The sequence below is a fragment of the Mariniblastus fucicola genome, assembly GCF_008087665.1.
In the GTDB taxonomy this organism is placed as follows: Bacteria; Planctomycetota; Planctomycetia; order Pirellulales; family Pirellulaceae; genus Mariniblastus; species Mariniblastus fucicola.
In genome coordinates this window covers 2,746,439-2,764,981 of the sequence record NZ_CP042912.1, presented here as the reverse complement: position 1 = coordinate 2,764,981, position 18,543 = coordinate 2,746,439, and the positions used below count along the sequence as shown (strand labels likewise).

At 51.9% G+C, this 18,543-nt stretch carries 12 protein-coding genes and 4 tRNA genes; 7 read left to right on the top strand and 9 right to left on the bottom strand.

Annotated elements, in window-relative coordinates; all coding sequences use genetic code 11:
- Nucleotides 1–14: 14 nt before the first annotated feature.
- From MFFC18_RS10275 to MFFC18_RS25265, 9 genes are all read right to left on the bottom strand, one after another.
- Nucleotides 15–923 carry a sulfotransferase domain-containing protein gene (locus MFFC18_RS10275; RefSeq protein WP_238381105.1) on the bottom strand — a complete coding sequence of 303 codons (909 nt, stop codon included), beginning with the start codon at nt 921–923 and terminating at the stop codon, nt 15–17.
- A gap of 53 nt (nt 924–976) precedes the next feature.
- Complete coding sequence (locus tag MFFC18_RS10270) at nt 977–2,275, bottom strand: lipopolysaccharide biosynthesis protein (protein ID WP_075081564.1); 1,299 nt, start codon at nt 2,273–2,275, stop codon at nt 977–979.
- Nucleotides 2,276–2,292: 17 nt separating this feature from the next.
- Complete coding sequence (locus MFFC18_RS10265; protein ID WP_084416677.1) at nt 2,293–3,435, bottom strand: glycosyltransferase; 1,143 nt, start codon at nt 3,433–3,435, stop codon at nt 2,293–2,295.
- Nucleotides 3,436–3,437: 2 nt separating this feature from the next.
- Complete coding sequence (locus tag MFFC18_RS10260) at nt 3,438–4,598, bottom strand: DegT/DnrJ/EryC1/StrS family aminotransferase (RefSeq protein ID WP_238381101.1); 1,161 nt, start codon at nt 4,596–4,598, stop codon at nt 3,438–3,440.
- A 49-nt stretch (nt 4,599–4,647) separates the two neighbouring features.
- Entirely contained in the window at nt 4,648–5,919 is a 1,272-nt protein-coding gene (locus tag MFFC18_RS10255) for a GNAT family N-acetyltransferase (protein WP_075081567.1), read from the bottom strand.
- The gene (locus tag MFFC18_RS24925; RefSeq protein WP_075081568.1) at nt 5,916–6,956 is read right to left on the bottom strand and encodes a hypothetical protein; all 1,041 of its coding nucleotides are present in this window, start codon (nt 6,954–6,956) and stop codon (nt 5,916–5,918) included. Before MFFC18_RS24925 ends, MFFC18_RS10255 begins: the two co-directional genes overlap by 4 nt.
- A 16-nt stretch (nt 6,957–6,972) precedes the next feature.
- Nucleotides 6,973–8,454, bottom strand: a complete 1,482-nt coding sequence (locus tag MFFC18_RS10250) for an O-antigen polymerase (protein ID WP_075081569.1) — start codon at nt 8,452–8,454, stop codon at nt 6,973–6,975.
- Entirely contained in the window at nt 8,451–10,406 is a 1,956-nt protein-coding gene (locus tag MFFC18_RS10245) for a polysaccharide biosynthesis protein (RefSeq protein ID WP_075081570.1), read from the bottom strand. The genes MFFC18_RS10250 and MFFC18_RS10245 overlap by 4 nt, the downstream gene beginning before the upstream one ends.
- A gap of 356 nt (nt 10,407–10,762) precedes the next feature.
- Entirely contained in the window at nt 10,763–11,443 is a 681-nt protein-coding gene (locus MFFC18_RS25265; protein ID WP_202907467.1) for a DUF5658 family protein, read from the bottom strand.
- A gap of 209 nt (nt 11,444–11,652) precedes the next feature.
- On the opposite strand from MFFC18_RS25265, the gene MFFC18_RS10230 reads away from it, so the two are divergent.
- From MFFC18_RS10230 to MFFC18_RS10200, 7 genes are all read left to right on the top strand, one after another.
- Nucleotides 11,653–14,415, top strand: a complete 2,763-nt coding sequence (locus MFFC18_RS10230) for a hypothetical protein (protein ID WP_075081571.1) — start codon at nt 11,653–11,655, stop codon at nt 14,413–14,415.
- 273 nt (nt 14,416–14,688) lie between these two features.
- Nucleotides 14,689–14,760 (top strand) — tRNA-Phe (locus tag MFFC18_RS10225).
- Between the two features lie 106 nt (nt 14,761–14,866).
- A tRNA-Glu gene (locus MFFC18_RS10220) sits at nt 14,867–14,937 on the top strand.
- Nucleotides 14,938–15,153: 216 nt separating this feature from the next.
- A tRNA-Leu gene (locus MFFC18_RS10215) sits at nt 15,154–15,227 on the top strand.
- A 59-nt stretch (nt 15,228–15,286) separates the two neighbouring features.
- Nucleotides 15,287–15,357: transfer RNA gene (locus tag MFFC18_RS10210), tRNA-Cys, on the top strand.
- 316 nt (nt 15,358–15,673) lie between these two features.
- On the top strand, nt 15,674–16,783 hold the full coding sequence (locus MFFC18_RS10205) for a calcium-binding protein (protein ID WP_075081573.1): 1,110 nt from the start codon (nt 15,674–15,676) through the stop codon (nt 16,781–16,783).
- 800 nt (nt 16,784–17,583) lie between these two features.
- The gene (locus MFFC18_RS10200) at nt 17,584–18,156 is read left to right on the top strand and encodes a helix-turn-helix domain-containing protein (RefSeq protein ID WP_075081574.1); all 573 of its coding nucleotides are present in this window, start codon (nt 17,584–17,586) and stop codon (nt 18,154–18,156) included.
- The last annotated feature ends 387 nt before the right edge of the window (nt 18,157–18,543 follow it).

The window sequence follows — 18,543 nt, the reverse complement described above, 5'->3', positions numbered from 1 at the left end:
AATCACTTGATAGTTCAGTCTTCTTTCCAAAGTTTATTCAAAGGTCGATGCATTGCTTTCAATCGTTCGATTTGTGCATCCAATCGCTTCACGACCGTCGGGTCGAGAGTGCTGCGGAGGTTCGACAGCTCTGAACCTTCTTTGTTCGAATTGAACAGAATTTTTTTCACCAAGTTACTTCGATGAAGCGTAGAGAGCAGGCGATACATTCCAACGCTTCTTAGCAGCGAAGCCGTATTTGTCGCCAGTCGGGCAACTAATTTTGATTTGGGAACGACGGAAGAGTTGACAATTTGGCTTGCCCCCTCGGGTTCAAAGTCAGCGGCAACGCCCAAAAACTTGTAAGCATTCGACAAGGCCGCCTGCCAATCATATTGCAACTCTTCGAAGATAAAGAAATGGATCTGGTCATTCGGGAAGACTTCCAGGAAGGGCTTGAGGCGATCGTGAAGGCAAACCGAATCTAACAGCGTGACTGTGTCTGATGGAGTTAGAGAATTTCTTTTCTTCCGGCTGGCAAATCCTGAACCCATCAGACTGCCAATGGGTACGTCCATCGATTGAGCAAGTGAATTCAGTTCCATGCCTCTTCGCACGCCAAAGTTATAAAACGACTGCAACAACGTGAAGGGATTGCGAAGGTTAATAATTATCCTGATCGAAGGGTCGTAGTCCCTGATTCGCTTGGCAACATCCGGATCGAGGTAGTAGTTCGACGATATTTCACCCACGGCCGGCGCGTGCGATTTAAAATGTGACTCGTACCAGGCAGCTGAGCGATCATAGAACGTATTGAAGTATTCAGTCTCTTTGACGGAAGCCATGGCGATTTCCGCGTGAGCTTCAAGGCTTTGGTGTAGCCAACTGGTTGCGCATCGCCCAGGTCCAATACTGATAAACGTGGGGCGGTGGCCTATCGCCATTGTTTCGTTGTCTGAGAGCACGGGATTTGTCGCATAAGAGTTTGAGTCAGACATCAGGGATTCGACGCTCCGGCTTCCGGGGCTTTATGATTATGTGCCTTGGCCAATACGCCATAGATGTAAATCAATGTGACTAACAATCCGGCAGCGAATGCAAGGATCAGCGATGTCGCAGCTCCAAAAACTCCGTAGTGTTTCACCAGCAACAGCGAAGATATTGCTGAGGTCGCAAAGATCACAACATCGAACATCGTGTAAACAAAGTACGAACCACAGGCTTGTGTGGCTCTTCCCGCGGTTCGCTGGATTCCAGCAAGACCACTTGCCACAAGCAACAAGAATAGAAGCAACGTTTCGTTGAGCTGAGGCCTTAACAGCCACCCGAGCAGTTCAGGCATTACCAGTGACCCGCCGATGATGGCGACGACGCCAACGCCGACGCTTGCGAGCAACATACGGTGCAGCAATCTCCAGAACGGTTGATTGTTGTCTTGCTGAAACAACGACGAGAGGACAGAAACCCCAGCGTGGCCGACCGCTCCGATCAATAGCTGAATTGAAAATGCAAGCTGCGAAAGAACGCCGAAGACACCGAGCGCTGCGGTGCCAAAGAAATACTCGATGCAGTATCTGGGCATATTAAGTGCCAACGACGACATCAGAGCGTCAAAACCCAACGGCAAACTGCGGTGGGCAATTCTGGCCGACGCGGAGAGATCCTTGACGAATTCGATCGCGGACGTGAAAGTCAGCGGATAGTCGGACTCGTTGAGCCTCCATGCTCCCGGGAGGTCGATGGTGATTGCCCATGTCAGCGAAATGGCTGCCATGAACATTGTTGCGACCCAAGCTTGCCCGCTGCTCATCGGAATGACGATTGCCAAAAGAGAAAGGCAAACAATTCCTTTCCACGTCAGCGATTTACCAATTCGATCGCTTTCCTGCATTCGCTGATAGCCGCCGAAGCTCAAATTGCTCAACGAGTCACCGATGCGAAACGCGATCATTCCCAGAAACACGAGAATCCGCTCTGGGAAAAACGTCATCGCAACGATTGCTGTAATCAGGCTCGCAACAGTCAGGCACAGGATTCTCAGTCCGACATAGTTCCGATAATTTTCGTTGAACTGATGGTCGGTCGACCTCGTGACTCTGAGGTTCAAGTCGAAAAAAAGAAAGATAGGAGCCGACATTGCCAAAGCCAGAGTGTATTTACCGGCTTCGACGTCGCTTCCAAATTTTAGCAACATCGCAAGCACAGCCCATGTTGCGAACGCATAAAGCAATTGTCCGCGGAACAGATGATGGACCTGATGCACAAAGGATTTTTTCTTGGGGGCTTCCTGGGTCATTGGATTGCTTGGCAGAACTAGGCGTCTGCCAAAGCCTTTTCGTAGGCTCGACCTGTGACGGCCACTGAATCTTCAAGGTGAAATGACTTCATTCGTTGATAGCCTCTTAGGGCAACGTCGCTAAGGTCGTTTTCCGCGGCGAGCAGAAGTTTGGAAGCGATTGCTTCTTCGTCATACGGATCGAAGTGAATTGCGTTCGGCATCATCTCCAGCATGCTATTTAGTTGCGAGCACAGGACGGGCGTGCCGGAATACGCCGCCTCAAACATGGAGAATGATCCGCCAGCTTCGTAAAGCGATGGGTGAACGTAGGCTTTGGCATTTCGATAGAGCCAAACGAGTTCGGCACGGCTCACGAAGCCCAAGTGATGTACGTACTGTGAAAGATTTAGCTCTTTTATGCGACCTTCAAGCCCTTCTGGCATCTTTCCCGTAATCAACAGCGGCATCGATTTTCGAATGCTCTCGGGAAGCTTCGCAAAGGCGCCCAATAGTCGATAATGATTCTTGTAAGTTACGTGCGACGAAGTAAAAAGAAGGAACTGTTTGCATTCCGGAATGCCGCCAGGCTTTTCGCATGCTTCTTCAGTTTCAATTCCCGAGGCCCATGAAACAAGCTCTCGAACAAACACACGCTCGGCAGGAATCCGAACCTGATTCACCAGCACCGACTTCACGAAAACCGAAGGCACGAGAATCGATTTCGCGAGGTGAAGGCATTGCACTACATTTTGACGCGCAATGCGTTGGACTGTTTTATTCTGCCAGTAAACGTGATTGGGCAGTACAAAGTGGTTGCCGCCAAAGAAAGTAAGAACTCCTGGAGTCCTAACGTTTCGTGGGCTGATTCGATCACCAGGAAAGTGAGCGATGTCGACTTTCAAATCATCAATGATATGCCGGGAAAGCGGAGAGAGATCATGAACAATCCTCTTGGCAACCGCGATCGGATTTCGAGGTCGCAAGATTTGGTGATCGTTGACGATGATCTCATGCCGGTCGCCAATCCGTTCGCGTGCAAAATTTTCCGTATTTGAGTTGACGACATATACAAAGTCGTGGTCGAGATATCTGGGTAAGTGCTCTATTAAGCCAACGGCATAGGTTGTACCGCCGGTGTCCGATAGCGTGTACTGTCGCAAATCGATTGCAATTCGCATGTTTAGGCTCCGGCCTGAATGTCGCGGATCGCGTCCGAGACCCGCTTGATCGTCAATTCGTCTGCGGGAGACCAGGTTGGCAAGTTAATGCCCTGCGAAGCTAATCGATCTGTGACTGGTAGGTGTTCGTTGCGTGCTTCGGATTCGCGTACGAACGGAGGAAGGCGGTGCAATGGTGTAAAGAATGGTCGCGTGTCGATCTTTCGCTTCTTCAACTCGATCGCCATCTCATCTCGAGTCATACCGTACGCTTTAGGGTCGATCGTGATTGAGTACAGCCACGGAGCCTGAACTGCCCATTCCGCAATCGGTTGGTGATGAACGCCCGGGATTCCTTCAAGGAACTGATCGTACAAAGAGAATACTTTACGTCGCTGAGTGATAATCTCTTTGTCCCGTTCCATCTGGGCACAGAGCAAGGCGCAGGCGACGTTTGTCAGACGGAAGTTGTAGCCCGTGACAGGGAAGAAATAGCGCCGGTTGGGGTCAACCCCCTGGCCTTTCAACGTTCTGACTCGGCGAGCTAACTGAGAATTATCGGTGGTGACTGCTCCGCCTTCTCCGCACGTCAAAATTTTGTTGCCGAAGAAAGAAAAGGTTGCCACGTCACCCAGTGATCCAGTTGGACGCCCCTTGTAGAGCCCGCCGTGCGCCTCTGCAGCATCTTCAATGTGCCATAATCCGTGAATGCCAGCCGTGTGGTTGATCGCGTCGGCATCGATTGGGTGACCGTAGAGATCGACCGAAATGATACCTTTGGTCTTTCGAGTGATCGCTCGTTCCAACTGTTGCGGATCGATGGTCCATGTTTCCGGATCCACGTCAACGAAAAGAGGTTCTGCTCCGACATAGCGGACTGCATTTGCCGTCGCGATGTAAGTAAGAGACGGCACGATGACTTCGTCGCCGGGTCCGCAACCAAGTGCCATTAGCACAACGTGTAATGCAGCTGTGCCATTGCAGATTGCGATCGCTTCCTTGCTGTCGCAGAATTCGGCGAACTCTTTCTCGAACCGATCAACGTAAGCGCCAGTCGACGAGATCCATGTGCTCCGAACGGCATCCAGAACATATTTTTCTTCGTTGCCGCCAAGGTCAGGTTGTGCAACGGGGATCATCTGATCCGCCGCAATCTGATTAGCGTTCGGGTTTTTCTGGATCAAGGCCGGATCCTCAGTTTGGTTGGGGTGATGGGTCACTGGTGGGTGCTGCTCAGGTTTTGCGTCCGACTGTCGACGGAAGGTTTCGGTACATCACAAATCGACCGCTGTCGGACTGATCTGGATCGATTTCGTACGATTGAGCCTCGTAAAGGGCAACAGCTCGTTTGTTGATTCGGTCAACCGTCAAACGAATTCGTTCGCAGCCACGTTCCGACGCAACATTGGTCAGATGATTCATGAGTCTGCTGCCAATGCCCTTTCCCTGGAAGTCCGGGGCGACGAACACACCAAGGCTTGGGATCGCAAATCCTTCGTCCCAGCCACGTAGCATCCCGAACCCCGCTGGCTGACCGTCAGCGAAGGCGAGAAAGTAACTGTCTTCGCCGTTGTAATCGGCAATCCGCGATGCCTGATCAGAGGAGAGATCAAATGCTCGGAAAGTTTTGGTTACTTGAGGAACATTGGAATTGCGAAACAGGTGGATCACTTGCTGTTTGTCGATGTTGCGGCAATCAGCAAACTGAATGTCAATTCTTGCTTTGTAGGAATCGCTGCGTGATCCAGAAAGCTGATCCAGTTCGATACCAGCATTAGAAAGCTGCTTGTTTACATATTCCAAATGCGTCTCGTCAAATAACTCAGCAGCGTAAGTGTAATTTCCGGGGCCAACAGCTTGAAAAGTTCCATCGAATCGCTGTGCATCACGAAGCCCAGATTTCTTTTCGGCATTCGCGGCATTCTTTTGGTCGGTCAGCTCTGCAGCCTTTGCGATAATTTCAGCCGAATAGTCCACGCCCAGTTCCTGACACATCTTCAACGTTGTTGTCGCTGCGTCAAACATTAAATCGCGATAGTGAACAACGCTCGTTGCACGAGGCATCCATGTTTGATGCATTCGAATCCAGCCTGGGAGTCCATGTCGGTAGTGCTGCAGGAAAACCGTAAATTCTGGTGACTCAACATTATTGCGGCTACAAAACATTCGATAGCTGGAAGCAATGGTTTCTCGGGGATCGCGTAAAACGAAAACAGCCCTTTGGGGTCGGCTCATGATCGGCATGTAAATGCGGTGCGTTTTAACGAATCGTGGCGAGTAGTCAAAGTTGTTAAGGTTGCTAAATCCCCAGACTGGCATGATGTCTTCTACGTTGCCTGGGATGCAACGTTCTTCGCTTCCCGTGGACAGCAATTGAGCTTGCCCCAACAGCATTCTCAACCTCGTGTTTCCAGAGCGAGGGTAAGACGCGAGCCAGACGTCATCGCTCCGCAGTTTGAGTAAGCCGCCAGCGTGTTTCAATGCTGATTTTGCCTGACGAATCATCGTGCGTTTCCGGATTGCAACATCTTCTTGATGGTGCGTTTGATTGGATCTGAGGTTCCGATCCAGAACCGCCGCAACGAAATGGCAAGCTGGTTCTGAGGAACGTCTACGGTACTTCGGAGAAGGTCCGGGCTGCATTTTGAACCGGTGTCAAAAACATCTTCTTGTCCAACAATTCGGATTTCATTGATGTTTCCAACCTTTTCTTTTCGAGCAGATTCAGTGAATTGCACCGTGTCATTAACTTGCATCGTCTGGGGATCGATGATCACGACCCAAGCCGAGCTAAATGCTCGCTCGCTACGGTTCGCATAGTTTGACATCCCGGCATAGACGAGATCGCCATCAGAGCACATGCCTTTTGTGTGCTCTTTCATCTTCAAGCGATGGCTGATTTCTAACGACTCGAGATTCAGTGACACCGTGCTGCAAGAGCCTGATGCGTTGTAGAAGAGCTGCGTGCCAAGGACTCCGACGTTGTGGCATTGAACGTCAGGGAGTGAAAATCGCCCCAGTTCAGTGATGTCTGCACCGTCGAACTGACATATCGCAATTTGGCTTTCGAGCTTCCGAAGATTGTGGAGCATCACCGCGAGAATGTCGCCACACGGAAAGATTGAATTCACATGGTTCACGTCGTTGCGGTGACCATCGAAAACAAGTCGTTTGATGGTGCCTTCGTTCGGATGCCAGAGATCGACCGAGTTTCGCTTTGTGTTTGCGATAAACATTGAATCGCCAGGCCCAATTGCAAACTGATGCACGTGTCCTGAGATCTCGTCGAGTTCATGTCGGGCAACTTCTTCAACCAACATGTCCCGAATTCTGTACTCGATAGATTCACGCTCAGTCTGATTGTGTACGTCCACTCCGCCCCGGTAGGCTCGTATTAATGTTTCATCCTTGGCAACATCGAAGCGAGTGGTGATTCCATAGTGGTATCCTTCTGCTATCAGCGTGCAATCTTGCAACGCGCTGTCACTTCCGACACGCGCGAAATAGAGTCCGCTGTGAGTTGCGAAAACGAAATCAGTCAAGGTGCTTCTCAGACGATCAGGTAACGGAAACTTGAGAGTCGCCAAATGCTGGATTTGAGACGGGTTGGCTTTGAGCCGGAGCAAATTGTGCCGTGACTGACACGACGTAAACAATAAAACAGACCGTGACGAGCTCAACGCAAGGCATGATGACTGCTGGTCCGATCGAGTGCGTTACTGCTTTGAAGGCGATCGGGAACACTGCGTAAATGTAGATCGGAATGACCAGTACAGGATCAGCGACCAGGTTCTTGCAAGTTTGGTAAGTTATCTTCATATAGACACCAAAGATCACGCAACCAAAGATCACTCCGAGGATATGGAAATTCCAATAGAGCTCTGCGACCATTCCAGGTGGAACTCCCGAGACATTCAAGCCATAAAGAGTCTGGCCAATCACAGGTCCGCTGTGAATGAGTGGCTTGGCAGGATAGAGCTCTCTGGGAACCGGAGCGAGCAACCAGACGGCAATGGTCTCACCATGTTTGTATTCGAGTTTATGTGGAATGTTCTGAACGATGTGCGAAGTCACCGCGATATCGGGACCATGGCGGTTTAGGAGCAGACGTCCAATGCGGTCGGCAGCGCTGTGAGTTTCCCCTCCGTCGTTTCGCACGACCGTTGAGAACATGACCATAATCAAGATGACTGAAACGATCGCTATCGATTTTATAGAAACGATCTTTTGCTGCATGTAATAGAGAACGCCGATGAAGCCGATGACAACCCAGACCACGCCGGCACGCGAGCTTGAGTAAAACGGAAATGCTACTGACAGCAGCAACAATGCGCCCAAGATCATGAAGCGGACGAATCCAGTTCCGCTTCCGGCTCGGACATGAAACTTGCTCCAATAGGCAGCAAGCAAAAGAAGAGCAATGTTGCCAAGTTTTGCAAACTGTCGCAGGTAGCCGTGTTGGCTGAATCCCGTGTCTGCACCCACATCAATCGTGGTAATGGTTCCCCGCTTACTTGAAAGTCCACCGCTTAGACCGCCGTTGAGCACGAAATAGGCAGCGAAGGCAAGGAACGCGATTCCGCCACAGACCGCACAGATCGGAAGAAGGCGTGCTGGATTAACAACGCGACCGATGTTTATGACGCGTTCTCTTGCCGGATATCCAAAGTAGCCCACACCGATACAGAAAATCGCCCCCATTAGCATCAACGTTGGCTTAACGAAATGATCAACGGGTTGATGGAGCAAGATGTTCTCACTCACGAATTCTTCATTCGGTAAATTGTACGTCATGCAAATCGAAGGCAGTGTACACCCGTATAGGATCGCGAGAATCAAGGCAGACCATGGACAAAACCAGTCAAATTCCTTGATCGCGAGAATGGGCAGTAGGCCAAACAGCAAAATGCTGACTCCCGCAGCCACGAAAAAGTAGCTCTGGTCCCGGCTCATCGCCATAATCCAAAAAACGCTTGCCAACATGCCGATTAGGACGATGACGATGCGTTGCCAGTTGTTGACTACAACAGTTCGGTTCACTGAATCTTTTCTTTTTCAGGCGAATTCGGTTTGCGTTGTTGGGGTTTGGCAGGCTGGCCACCGTACTCTGGAACAAATTTCTTGATCAAGCCGCGGATCACGGCCGTGTCTGCATAGGCAGACTCAATCAATGTATGAACCTGATGCTCAACTTCTTCGAAGCGAAACGCCCTGCTGTGCGATGATAGAATCTGATCGTGAGATGTTGGTATCGACTTTTCGTCACCGTAGTACAGCTCTTCATAGAGTTTTTCGCCAGGGCGCATGCCTTTTTCCACAATCTCAATCGAACCGGGCGAGTGACCAGCCAGACGGATCAAGTCGTTTGCAAGATCAATGATCTTGACTGGTTCACCCATTTCCAGCACAAAAATTTCTCCGCCACTACCCATCGAAGCAGCTTGAATCACCAGCTGCGACGCTTCGGGGATCGTCATAAAATAACGCGTCATTCGTTTGTCAGTAATCGTGATTGGTCCACCACGTCGGATTTGTTCCTGAAACAGTGGAACAACGCTTCCAGCCGACCCCAGAACATTTCCGAAACGAGTCGAGATGAATGCCGTTTTTGAGTTCTGGCCAATCGTTTGGCAGTACCGCTCCGCCATCTGTTTTGTACAACCCATGATGCTTGTCGGATTGACTGATTTGTCTGTCGAAACCATGACGAAACGGTCCACGCCGAACTCGTGGGCATGGTCCGCCATGACTTTGGTACCAAGAATATTGTTGATGATACTCTCGCCTACATTTTCTTCGACCAGCGGTACATGCTTGTGCGCAGCAGCATGAAAGACCAAGTCCGGCTTGAGCGTTTCAAAGATCTCCCGGATACGAGCCGCATCGGTAATATTCGCGATTCTTGGCACGTATCGGATATGAGGAGCGTTGTCATTTAGCTCCCGTTCGATGTGGTAGATTCGATTTTCGCCACGACCAAGCAAAATCATTTTTCGCGGATGGAAGCGAGAAAGTTGACGACATAGCTCCGATCCGATCGATCCACCAGCTCCCGTGACCAGCACGGTTTTCCCGTCCACGATCTTTTCAATCGCACCCAAATTCAGATCGGCAGGCTCGCGGCGAAGCAGGTCATTGTATGAGACTTCTCGAATCGGAACTGAATCCGCGCCCCGCAGGTGATCGTTTAACGGAGGCAAAATTTTGATCTTGAATCCGCGGTCGGAAGCTGAATCCAACAAGTCGCGCAATCTGCGTCCTTTCAGCGTGCCGGTGACCACAAACAAAGTCGTTGTGCGATGCTGTTGCATCAATGTGGAAAGATCTTCAAGCGTTCCAACAACGCGAAGGTCGCTGTACCGGCGGCCATTCCTCTGGTCGAGGGCTGAAACCATACCGACGATTCGAATCCCGAGCTTGGTTTGACCATTGATCAGGTGCGCTAATTTTGCGGTGTCAAAGTCACTCCCGACAATCAAAGCCCGGTCCGTGACTCGACTGCCGTCGAGGGGAGCAATCCGCTCGTCCCAAACTCGCCAACAGGAGCGCAAACCGCCCAAAACAACAATGGTCATGACGAAATCGTTGACCAGTACAATTCTCGGAATTCGGTGCTGCCAGTTTTGCATGACAAAATAGTCGAATGCAATAATAAGAAGGCTGGCGGCAACAGCGCTTCTCAACAACGCAATAAAGTCAGAGAAGTTTACGTGTCGCCACCATCCGTGAAAGCTGCCGAGGGCGTAGAAAACGAGCAGCTTTAGCCCGACGACGAAAGGTAAGTTGGCCCAGTAGATTTCCTGATACTTCAGGGGGATATCCAAAGTAAATCGCATCAGGAAAGCGGCCCAATAGATGGCCGCAAAGGCAAAGAGGTGGCAAACTATTAGCAGCGCGAGCCGCATGCTGACGAGCCGGTCACGTAGTCGCAGATGAAACGCCGTACTTTCCTTTGAATCGGTTCGGTCCGATTCGGCGGTATGGTTCGACATGAATTAGCCTGCTGTGGAAGTTGAAAGTGGGAAGATGATTGCGGACTCCGTCCCTTTCGGTGACACCGTTTTCAGGTGCTACCTAGTTGATGAGGTTTGAACTGTAGATAGGGAGTACTGGCGGGAAACCCATGCGGGCTATACGAATCTAGTCGACAATGCGGCTTCATCAACTGTAGTCAGGATGAACAACCGTATTTGGACTCTCCAAATGCGTAGATAACGCAGAACAGACAGTTCCGAAATGTTCCCGGACCCTTGGGCAATCCCTAAATTACCCAGCCTGAAAAGTGGCCGTGGCAACGACTCGATAGCAGGACACTTGGTTATCCGTCTGGGCTCTGGTCTTCACCGGTTTACCTCGCCAATAACCAAACGCTATAGACCACGACGCAGCCGACGAAAACGATACCGAAACCAAGAAGCCTCGATGCCTTCTTTAGGCTCTTAAGGGCAACGATTTGGGCGATGACACAAACTGCAGCAACGATCGCCATTTTGAACACGACCATTCCCCAGATGTTCCAGTTCTTGAAGAAGAAGTTCGCGATCGGATTCGATTCGACGTTGCCGCTGGCCAAATGCAAATAGGTCAAGTAAATGTCGAGCGTATTGACCAGGACGAAATACGTTGTTTGATCCTGTAGCGGTAACTTTCCGGTGAGCAAGTGCCGGACGTCCGAATTTTGGGCAGAAGTTTTTTTCTTTCGTTGCGATTTCGGCTTTGGCGGCATCTGAAAAGTACTCGTTGAGCTCGGCTGAGAACTCGTTGGCGTAGTCTTGGTCTGTTGCGATTTCGCAAGGTCGGGGCTTGCCATTGAGCGTGACGCTTTTGCGGCCTTTCGCTTGAGCAACGTTTCGTACGCTGAGTTCAACTCCTGGAACTTCTGGCGATCGCCTCCCATGTCAGGGTGATGCTGACGAGCCTTTTTGCGAAACGCAGCATGAATCTCTTCGATGCTCGCAGTTTCTGGAATTTCCAAAATGCTGGATGGATCGTCATACATTGCGGGCGATTCTACGTTTGAGTGCATCATCTGCCGGTTTCGAGCTATTCAAACTCAAAAATCTGGCAAGCGAACTGGCGGGACTCACATTCTAACCGCTCGAACCTCGGTTTAATACTTGGCGGAATCTGGGCGTTCTACAGTATAGATGCAGTAACTTCGCCCCAGCGGCAACTTTGCTGCATCTTGTTGAAGTCGCGAATTCAAGCAGAATGATGTGACCCTCAACTTGGCCACCGATGAACCAACAACCAGACATCCGCACAATCTACGAGCTCCAACCGGTGCTTCCGCTTACGCAAGGGTGGCACTGGCTGATAGCGATCCTGTTCGTTTTCATGCTGGTCGCCTGGATCGTCTGGCTCTATCGACGCGATACGCAAAAGCTTGACCGCTCGGTTGCGTGGGGGCTCAGCGCGATGCGATTGGTTGTGATCTCCGCCCTGGTTATCTACTTTCTGGGGCCCGAGAAACGAACCGAATCGCGGCTGATCAAAGACTCGAGAGTGGCCGTTGTCGTCGATACGAGTCTTAGTATGGGATTGCGCGACGATCAGGATTCGGGCAACTCGAAAGCTCGAATCGACGACGTGGTGAACTGGGTGAAAACTCAACGTCCTGTCCAACGGTTGCAGCAGCAGCACGAAGTCACGGTTTATCGTTTTGACGACACGAGCCGCCCTGAGCCCATTGCAACGTTCCCCAAAACTGGTGCAGACGTTGAGCTCGTTGCCGCTGCAGAAGCACCGAGCGCCGTTTCGGCATTGCGGTCACGGTTGGCGTTTTCAAGAGCCATCGGTTGGGGAGGGCTCGTCGTTTTGGCGCTGGCCGTGTTGAGCCTGTTCTGGAGCGGGTTTGCGGCGCTGCGAAAGTCTGCAAGCGGCGCTGCAAATCCCTTGTCGTTCGGAATGTATGCCTGTGTAGCGGCCCTGATACTGATCGCTGTTTGCGATCTCTGGACGCCGCGCTTCGATCTGGCTGTATCGCTTGGGTTTGCCAAAGCCGACCCCAGCGAGTTTGTTGCTGCTGAGGAGGAACTCGAAATCGAAAACGACGAGGCGTCTCAGGATCCGCGGGACGTCGACTGGGCGGAGCAACTGGCGGCTCGCGGTGGAGCGACTCGATTGGGTTCGGCGATCGAGTTCATTGTCAATCGAGAACGTTCCGGCCCGATCGCGGGCATCGTGGCAATCACCGACGGGCAGGGCAATGCGGGCACGTCGGCGGAAGCCGCGATGATTGCGGCTTCGAACGCCGGGATTCCGGTTTACCCGATCGGAATTGGGTCGACGCGCGTTGCTCGCAACGTTCAGGTCGCCGATTTGCAGGCTCCGCCTCGCGTGTTTCCAGGGGATCGCTTCAAAGTCAAAGCGCTGATTACGTCGTTTGGCCTGGAAGGAACTTCCGCACGCGTCAAGCTTTACTCCGTCGATTCGAAGAACACCGAAGTTGAAATTGAAGAAGCCGAAGACGCGATTCGGTTGGGCGCCGACGGTGAGCCGCTACCTTTGACGTTCGATGTCCAGCGCGAGGAAACTGGCAAGCGTCGCTATTCGGTTCGGATTGAGCCGGTCGATCGCGAAAGCGAGACTCGCGACAATCAGCGAAGTGCCGTGGTCAACATTGTCGAACGTAAAACGAACATTCTGCTGATGGCTGGAGGCCCGACGCGAGAGTTCCGCTTTCTGCGCAATCAGCTTTACCGTGATCGCAGTGTGACGACTCACGTCTGGTTACAGTCCGCCAAACCCGGCGCTGACCAGGAATCCGATGTCCTGCTGGAGAGCTTTCCCGGCACGCGCGAGGAAATGTACTTCTTCGATTGCGTCGTCGCGTTTGATCCGGATTGGCGAGAGTTGAGCGCGGCTCAAACGGCGCTATTGGAACGTTGGGTCGCCGAGCAAGCTGGCGGGCTGATTCTGATCGCCGGTCCAGTCAACACTCCCGAGTGGACTCGCAAGCCCCGCGGTGACGAAGCCATTGATGTGATGCGGAAACTTTATCCGGTTGCGTTCTACTCTCAGGGCAGCGCCATCCGGAAACTGGGGCGGTTCGGAGGTTCCGAGGCTTATCCACTGCAGTTCACGCGTGAAGGCCGGGCAGCGGAATACTTGTGGATTGGCGACTCGGCGGGCGAAAGCACCAGGTCCTGGGATAGCTTTGACGGCGTCTTTGGCTACTACGCGGTCAACGAATCGAAGGCCGGGGCCGATGTGTTGGCTCACTTTGCCGACCCCAATACGCTGATCGGCGAACGTCTGCCGATCTATCTTGCCAGCCAATTCTATGGTGCCGGCCGGGCGTTTTTCCAGGCCAGCGGCGAGATGTGGCGTGTCCGCCGAATGGATGTGGCCTATTTCGAAGCGTACTACAACAAGCTGATTCGATGGGCCAGTCAGGGAAGGTTGCTGCGCGATTCGAGTCGCGGGGTTTTGCTGGCCGATCGGCAACGCTGCTGGATGGGAGACACGATTTCACTTCAGGCGATTTTGCGAGACGCGCAGGACGAGCCACTGAACGTGCCGGAGATCGAAGCGACCATTTTGCGGCCCGACGACACGATCGACAAAGTCATTCTCCGATCCAATGCGGCTGCCGTCCGCCCTGGAACTTACACCGGGCGATTCATTGCTTCGGTAGAAGGCGACTTTCGGGTTTCCCTTCCGGTCCCTGACAGTCCTGATTTGGAGATTCTTTCGACGTCCGTTTCGGCCAGCATTCCGGACCTCGAAAAAGAGCGACCGCAGCGTAACGACGCGTTGCTTTCAAAACTGGCTGATAAAACGCAGGGACACTATTATCAGGGGCTGGCCGAATTCAGTGTTGCCGAATCCGATGATGATGCTCCTGAGAACCTGATACAGCCCCGCGATCAGGAGTCCTTTTTGTCCGGCACGTTTGATCGAGCTTTCAAGCGAAAGCTGATGATGTGGCTCATGGGTTTGATGGTCCTTGCGCTGACTCTCGAGTGGACCGTCCGCCGACTTCATCGGCTTGCGTAGCGGGATGCTGCCGCGAATTTTCTTCTTCTATTCGTTTTCCGCGAACCACCCAGTCGCGAACTCGTCTGTCTGGTATCGAAACAAAAAGGAAATCGAAATGAATTTATCCAAACCAACTGAAACGATGACACGATGCGAACGCATGGTTGTCTGTCCGTTTGAAGGTTGCTTTTTTCAGCGATGTTCGATGCGGTTGTAGCTTCGGTTTGGATTGATGTGATCAATGAGCCCGGTGTTGCAACGCCGGGCTTTTTTTGTGTCTGTATTCAAAATGGATCAGTAGCTGAGACGGTGTAGCGTCTGGTTGAAGACCAGGAGACGAGGGTTCGATCACCTCCTGATCCACTGAAGGATAAAAGCAGAAAGCAAGGCATGCCGAAAATGGAGGCTCAACGGAGAGCTGAATGCATCGATCATTGGCAAGTGAAATCTGTTTCTGATTTTTGATTTTGCCTCATTCGTCTAGTGGCAGGACGGCAGGTTTTCAGTCTGCAAACGGGAGTTCGATTCTCCCATGAGGTGCTTTTCCGAGATGAAAGGTAAAACGATGAACGACAACAGAAAGTACTCGATCCGACTGGCCAACGGCAATGAGCGAAATTTTGATTCGGCTGCCGAGATGGCCAAATGGATCGCCGAGCAGCGTGAGAATGATCGGCCGATCCTTAAAAAGTCGGCACGGCCCAGGCGACGTTCTGCCAGCCGCGCCGTTCGATGTTACTCCGGCGAATCTCCTTTGGCGCGGTACGCAAAACGGAATAGCGACGAGACTTAAAATCTCGTGATTGTGGGTTCGAATCCCACTCGCGCTTTCTCGCAACGGATCATGAGCGTAGTCGCTTCGAATCTCTGATCTGCAATTTTAAAACTTGGCGCTGGGGCCGGATGGCCAGGCAACTGCCTGCAAAGCAGTGTAAGTGGGTTCGATTCCCACCGGCGTCTTCTGGCATCGATTCTTTTGCCGCGCCTTCCCGACGTTTCCCCAAAGGCCTCTCCTGAAAAAGTTTGTCCGCCGTCAAGGTTGTTGGCATCTTTCGGGAATGAGCAGTGAACATGCAAGACGTCGGTCGCGATCCAACCAATCTGACACCGCATAAACCAATCTGCCTTCTTCAAGCGAGTTGATGCGTCGATTTTTTCAAGCAGGCACACCAATCTGCGTGGCTGGCATACCAATTGCGAACTGCTTCCGGAGATCAAACATAGCCGGCCTGTTGAAAAAGTAGACGGGCATCACCAAAAGCACCTGGAGATTGACATGATGAAAAAAAGCCTGGCGACTCTCGCCCTTTCAGCGACCCTTCCCTTCCTGCCAGTTGGCGACGCTCACGCCACCGATGCCCCACAAGGCTCCGGAACAGTTGGAACCACCAACGGCACGCTTCAAATCGAGGGCACCGAGTTGACCGATCGGCTTAGCGTTTGGAGCAACTCGGAGCGGATTCGCGTTTTGCTCAACGGTGAAAACTACTACTTCGATCGGGATGAAATCGAATCGCTTCAGGTCTACGGCAACGGCGGCAACGATTTCCTTTTTAACTATTCGGATCTGGAGTCCTTCATTAGCGGCGACGGCGGGAACGATCGTATCACGTCATTCCAAAGCCCCGAAGGAGCATTTCTGGTCGGCGGAGAGGGCAACGATTTCATCTACGGGAGCAACGGTGACGATCTGATCATCGGTGGCGATGGCGATGATGATATCTTCGCTCTCGGCGGAGACGATTCAGTCTTTGCGGATTCAGCATTTTCGGAAGAAGCTGACGACGACGTCATGGCATTCGCAGACGGAGACGCAGACGACGAGGACGAAAAACTGGTCAGCAGCGGCAACGGAGACGACTACGTGAACGCCGGAGCAGGCGATGACTACGTCGAGACAGGATTTGGCGACGACATTCTGCTCGGGCTCGCTGGCAACGATGTGCTGTACAGCGGCGTCGGCGACGATTTCGTCTACGGTCACGCCGGTAACGACATAATCCACGCCGGTTGGGGAGACGACTTTGTCTTCGCAGGTATGGGGAACGACATCGCGATTGGTCACTTTGGCGAAGACGTCATGTTTGGCGAAGGGGGGGACGACTGTCTTTCGGGTGGAGATCAACACGATCGAATCTACGGCGGTGCCGGCAACGACATGCTCCTTGGCAACGCTGGCGACGATCAACTGTACGGCGACAGCGGCAACGACATGATCTTTGGTGGTTCTGGTGACGACACGATCAACGGTGGGTCTGGTGACGACTTCGAAACTCAGGAAGAGTCACCTGTCGATTGTTTTGGCCGTCCAATCGTAGACGAGGATAGCGACGACGATGTTGATGGCGACAATGACGATCAGATCGAAATCGACGTCAGCCTTTAATCCGCATCACGACCAATTTCATTACCAAGCCACGCTCAATCAGCGTGGCTTTTTTTGTTGGACGAACTTGAACGCGAAGTGGGAGAACACACATGGGGCATCGCATTGTCGGACGGCCAGTTGATCTGCTCTGCATGCACCGAATGTATGATCGGAACATGAAAGTCAGAAAAATATGCGCTCGCCCTATGGTGCCCCCAAACCTTGCCCCGTTTGCCAAATGAGCCGTTGAAACCCCGTCGATGCGTCAAACAGTGCGGATTGTCCCAGCTGTGGTTTCCGGAATCTCTGTCGCTAGCCGTGTGATTGTAAAATCGCCTTAAAGATATGGGCTCCGATTAAACGAAAGATAGTGCAGGTGAATGAAGTGACTTTCGTGCCGTTTACTCCGGCATTCAATTTGTCAACGGAAGTTACTAATGATCCTACTAGGGGGGAATTTCGATAGCGAACGGCAACGTTCGTTGAAGTCGCGGTATGCACTCGACCCAGATTGCATGATGCGATTCGAGTTTCTCTCCGGACGATGTCCTCGTCGCCGTCTGAAAACATTGGAGCTTTTGCTTCTGCACCGTGGCCTCGGTTCAGATTTGAAAACCCGGGACCTTTCAGACATAGCTGATGTCGTGACGGGAGTTGACGTACGGAAACGTCTTCGACCTTAAAGCGAATATTAGTCTGTCCTGACCCAGATGGGAACCTTCCCAGCGGGGCAGACAGTTACGTGAGCGGAAGTTTCATATGAAGCAAATAACTCGTGTAGCGAAAGACGATTTAAAAGTGTTTATGGAGAGCCTGCGATGAAGGTGTTCACAACTGGACAGGTCGCCAAGATCTGTAAAGTGGCCCCACGCACGGTCAGCAAGTGGTTCGATTCTGGTCGCCTTAAGGGTTACCGGATCCCCGGATCACAAGACCGTCGTATACCACGCGAATACCTGATCAAATTCCTCAAAGAGCATGGTATGCCTTTGGGGGATCTGGAAGATGAAGCGATGGCAAAAATTTTGATTGTCGCTCAAGATCAGGTATTGATTGAGAATTTGAAGCGGGAACTTCCACCCGAACGAAGTTTTAAAGTAGCTGTCGCTGCCAGCGGATTCGAAGCCGGCATTCAAGCGGAAAGCTTTCACCCTGACTGCATCATTACTGATTTTTCCATTGGGAAAGTCGAAGCGATGCAGATCTGTCAGAACCTCAGAAAGAATCCCGATTTCTCTGAGACCATTCTGATTGCTCTGCTTCCCGATGATGGTCAACCTGTTTCGTTCGATCGTTCTGCGATCAATGAGACATTCAAGAAGCCGTTCGATGCAAGTCTTCTTGCAGAACGACTTCGCACGCTGATCGGCTCGGTCAAAGAACTGGTTTAAGTACCAGTTGGGAGTTGGTCTAGACCACCAACTAGCTTCGCCGCTTTTTCCCTACGATCCAATCCGAAACGATTTCGCCGTCTTTCGCTCAAACCGCCTGTTGAGGACCTCAACAGGCGGTTTTTTGCTTTCCTACAGCCCGACTCCCAAAGTCAAACGCTCCGTCTGCCCTGCTTCGATCATCAGCCCGTTAAACGATCAGCAATGAACGGTGCGAATGCGGCCACGCGTTCTCCCGCGAGCGGACCTTTCTTGAGGGCCACGAATCCTCTGCGACACCAGTTCCGCAAAATCCAGCTCTGTGTCCTTTACGGTGCTTACTTGCCAACACGTTTCGCTAGCGAGCCACGTTAACTTCTGACGAATGTACCGATTGAAACGGTGCCA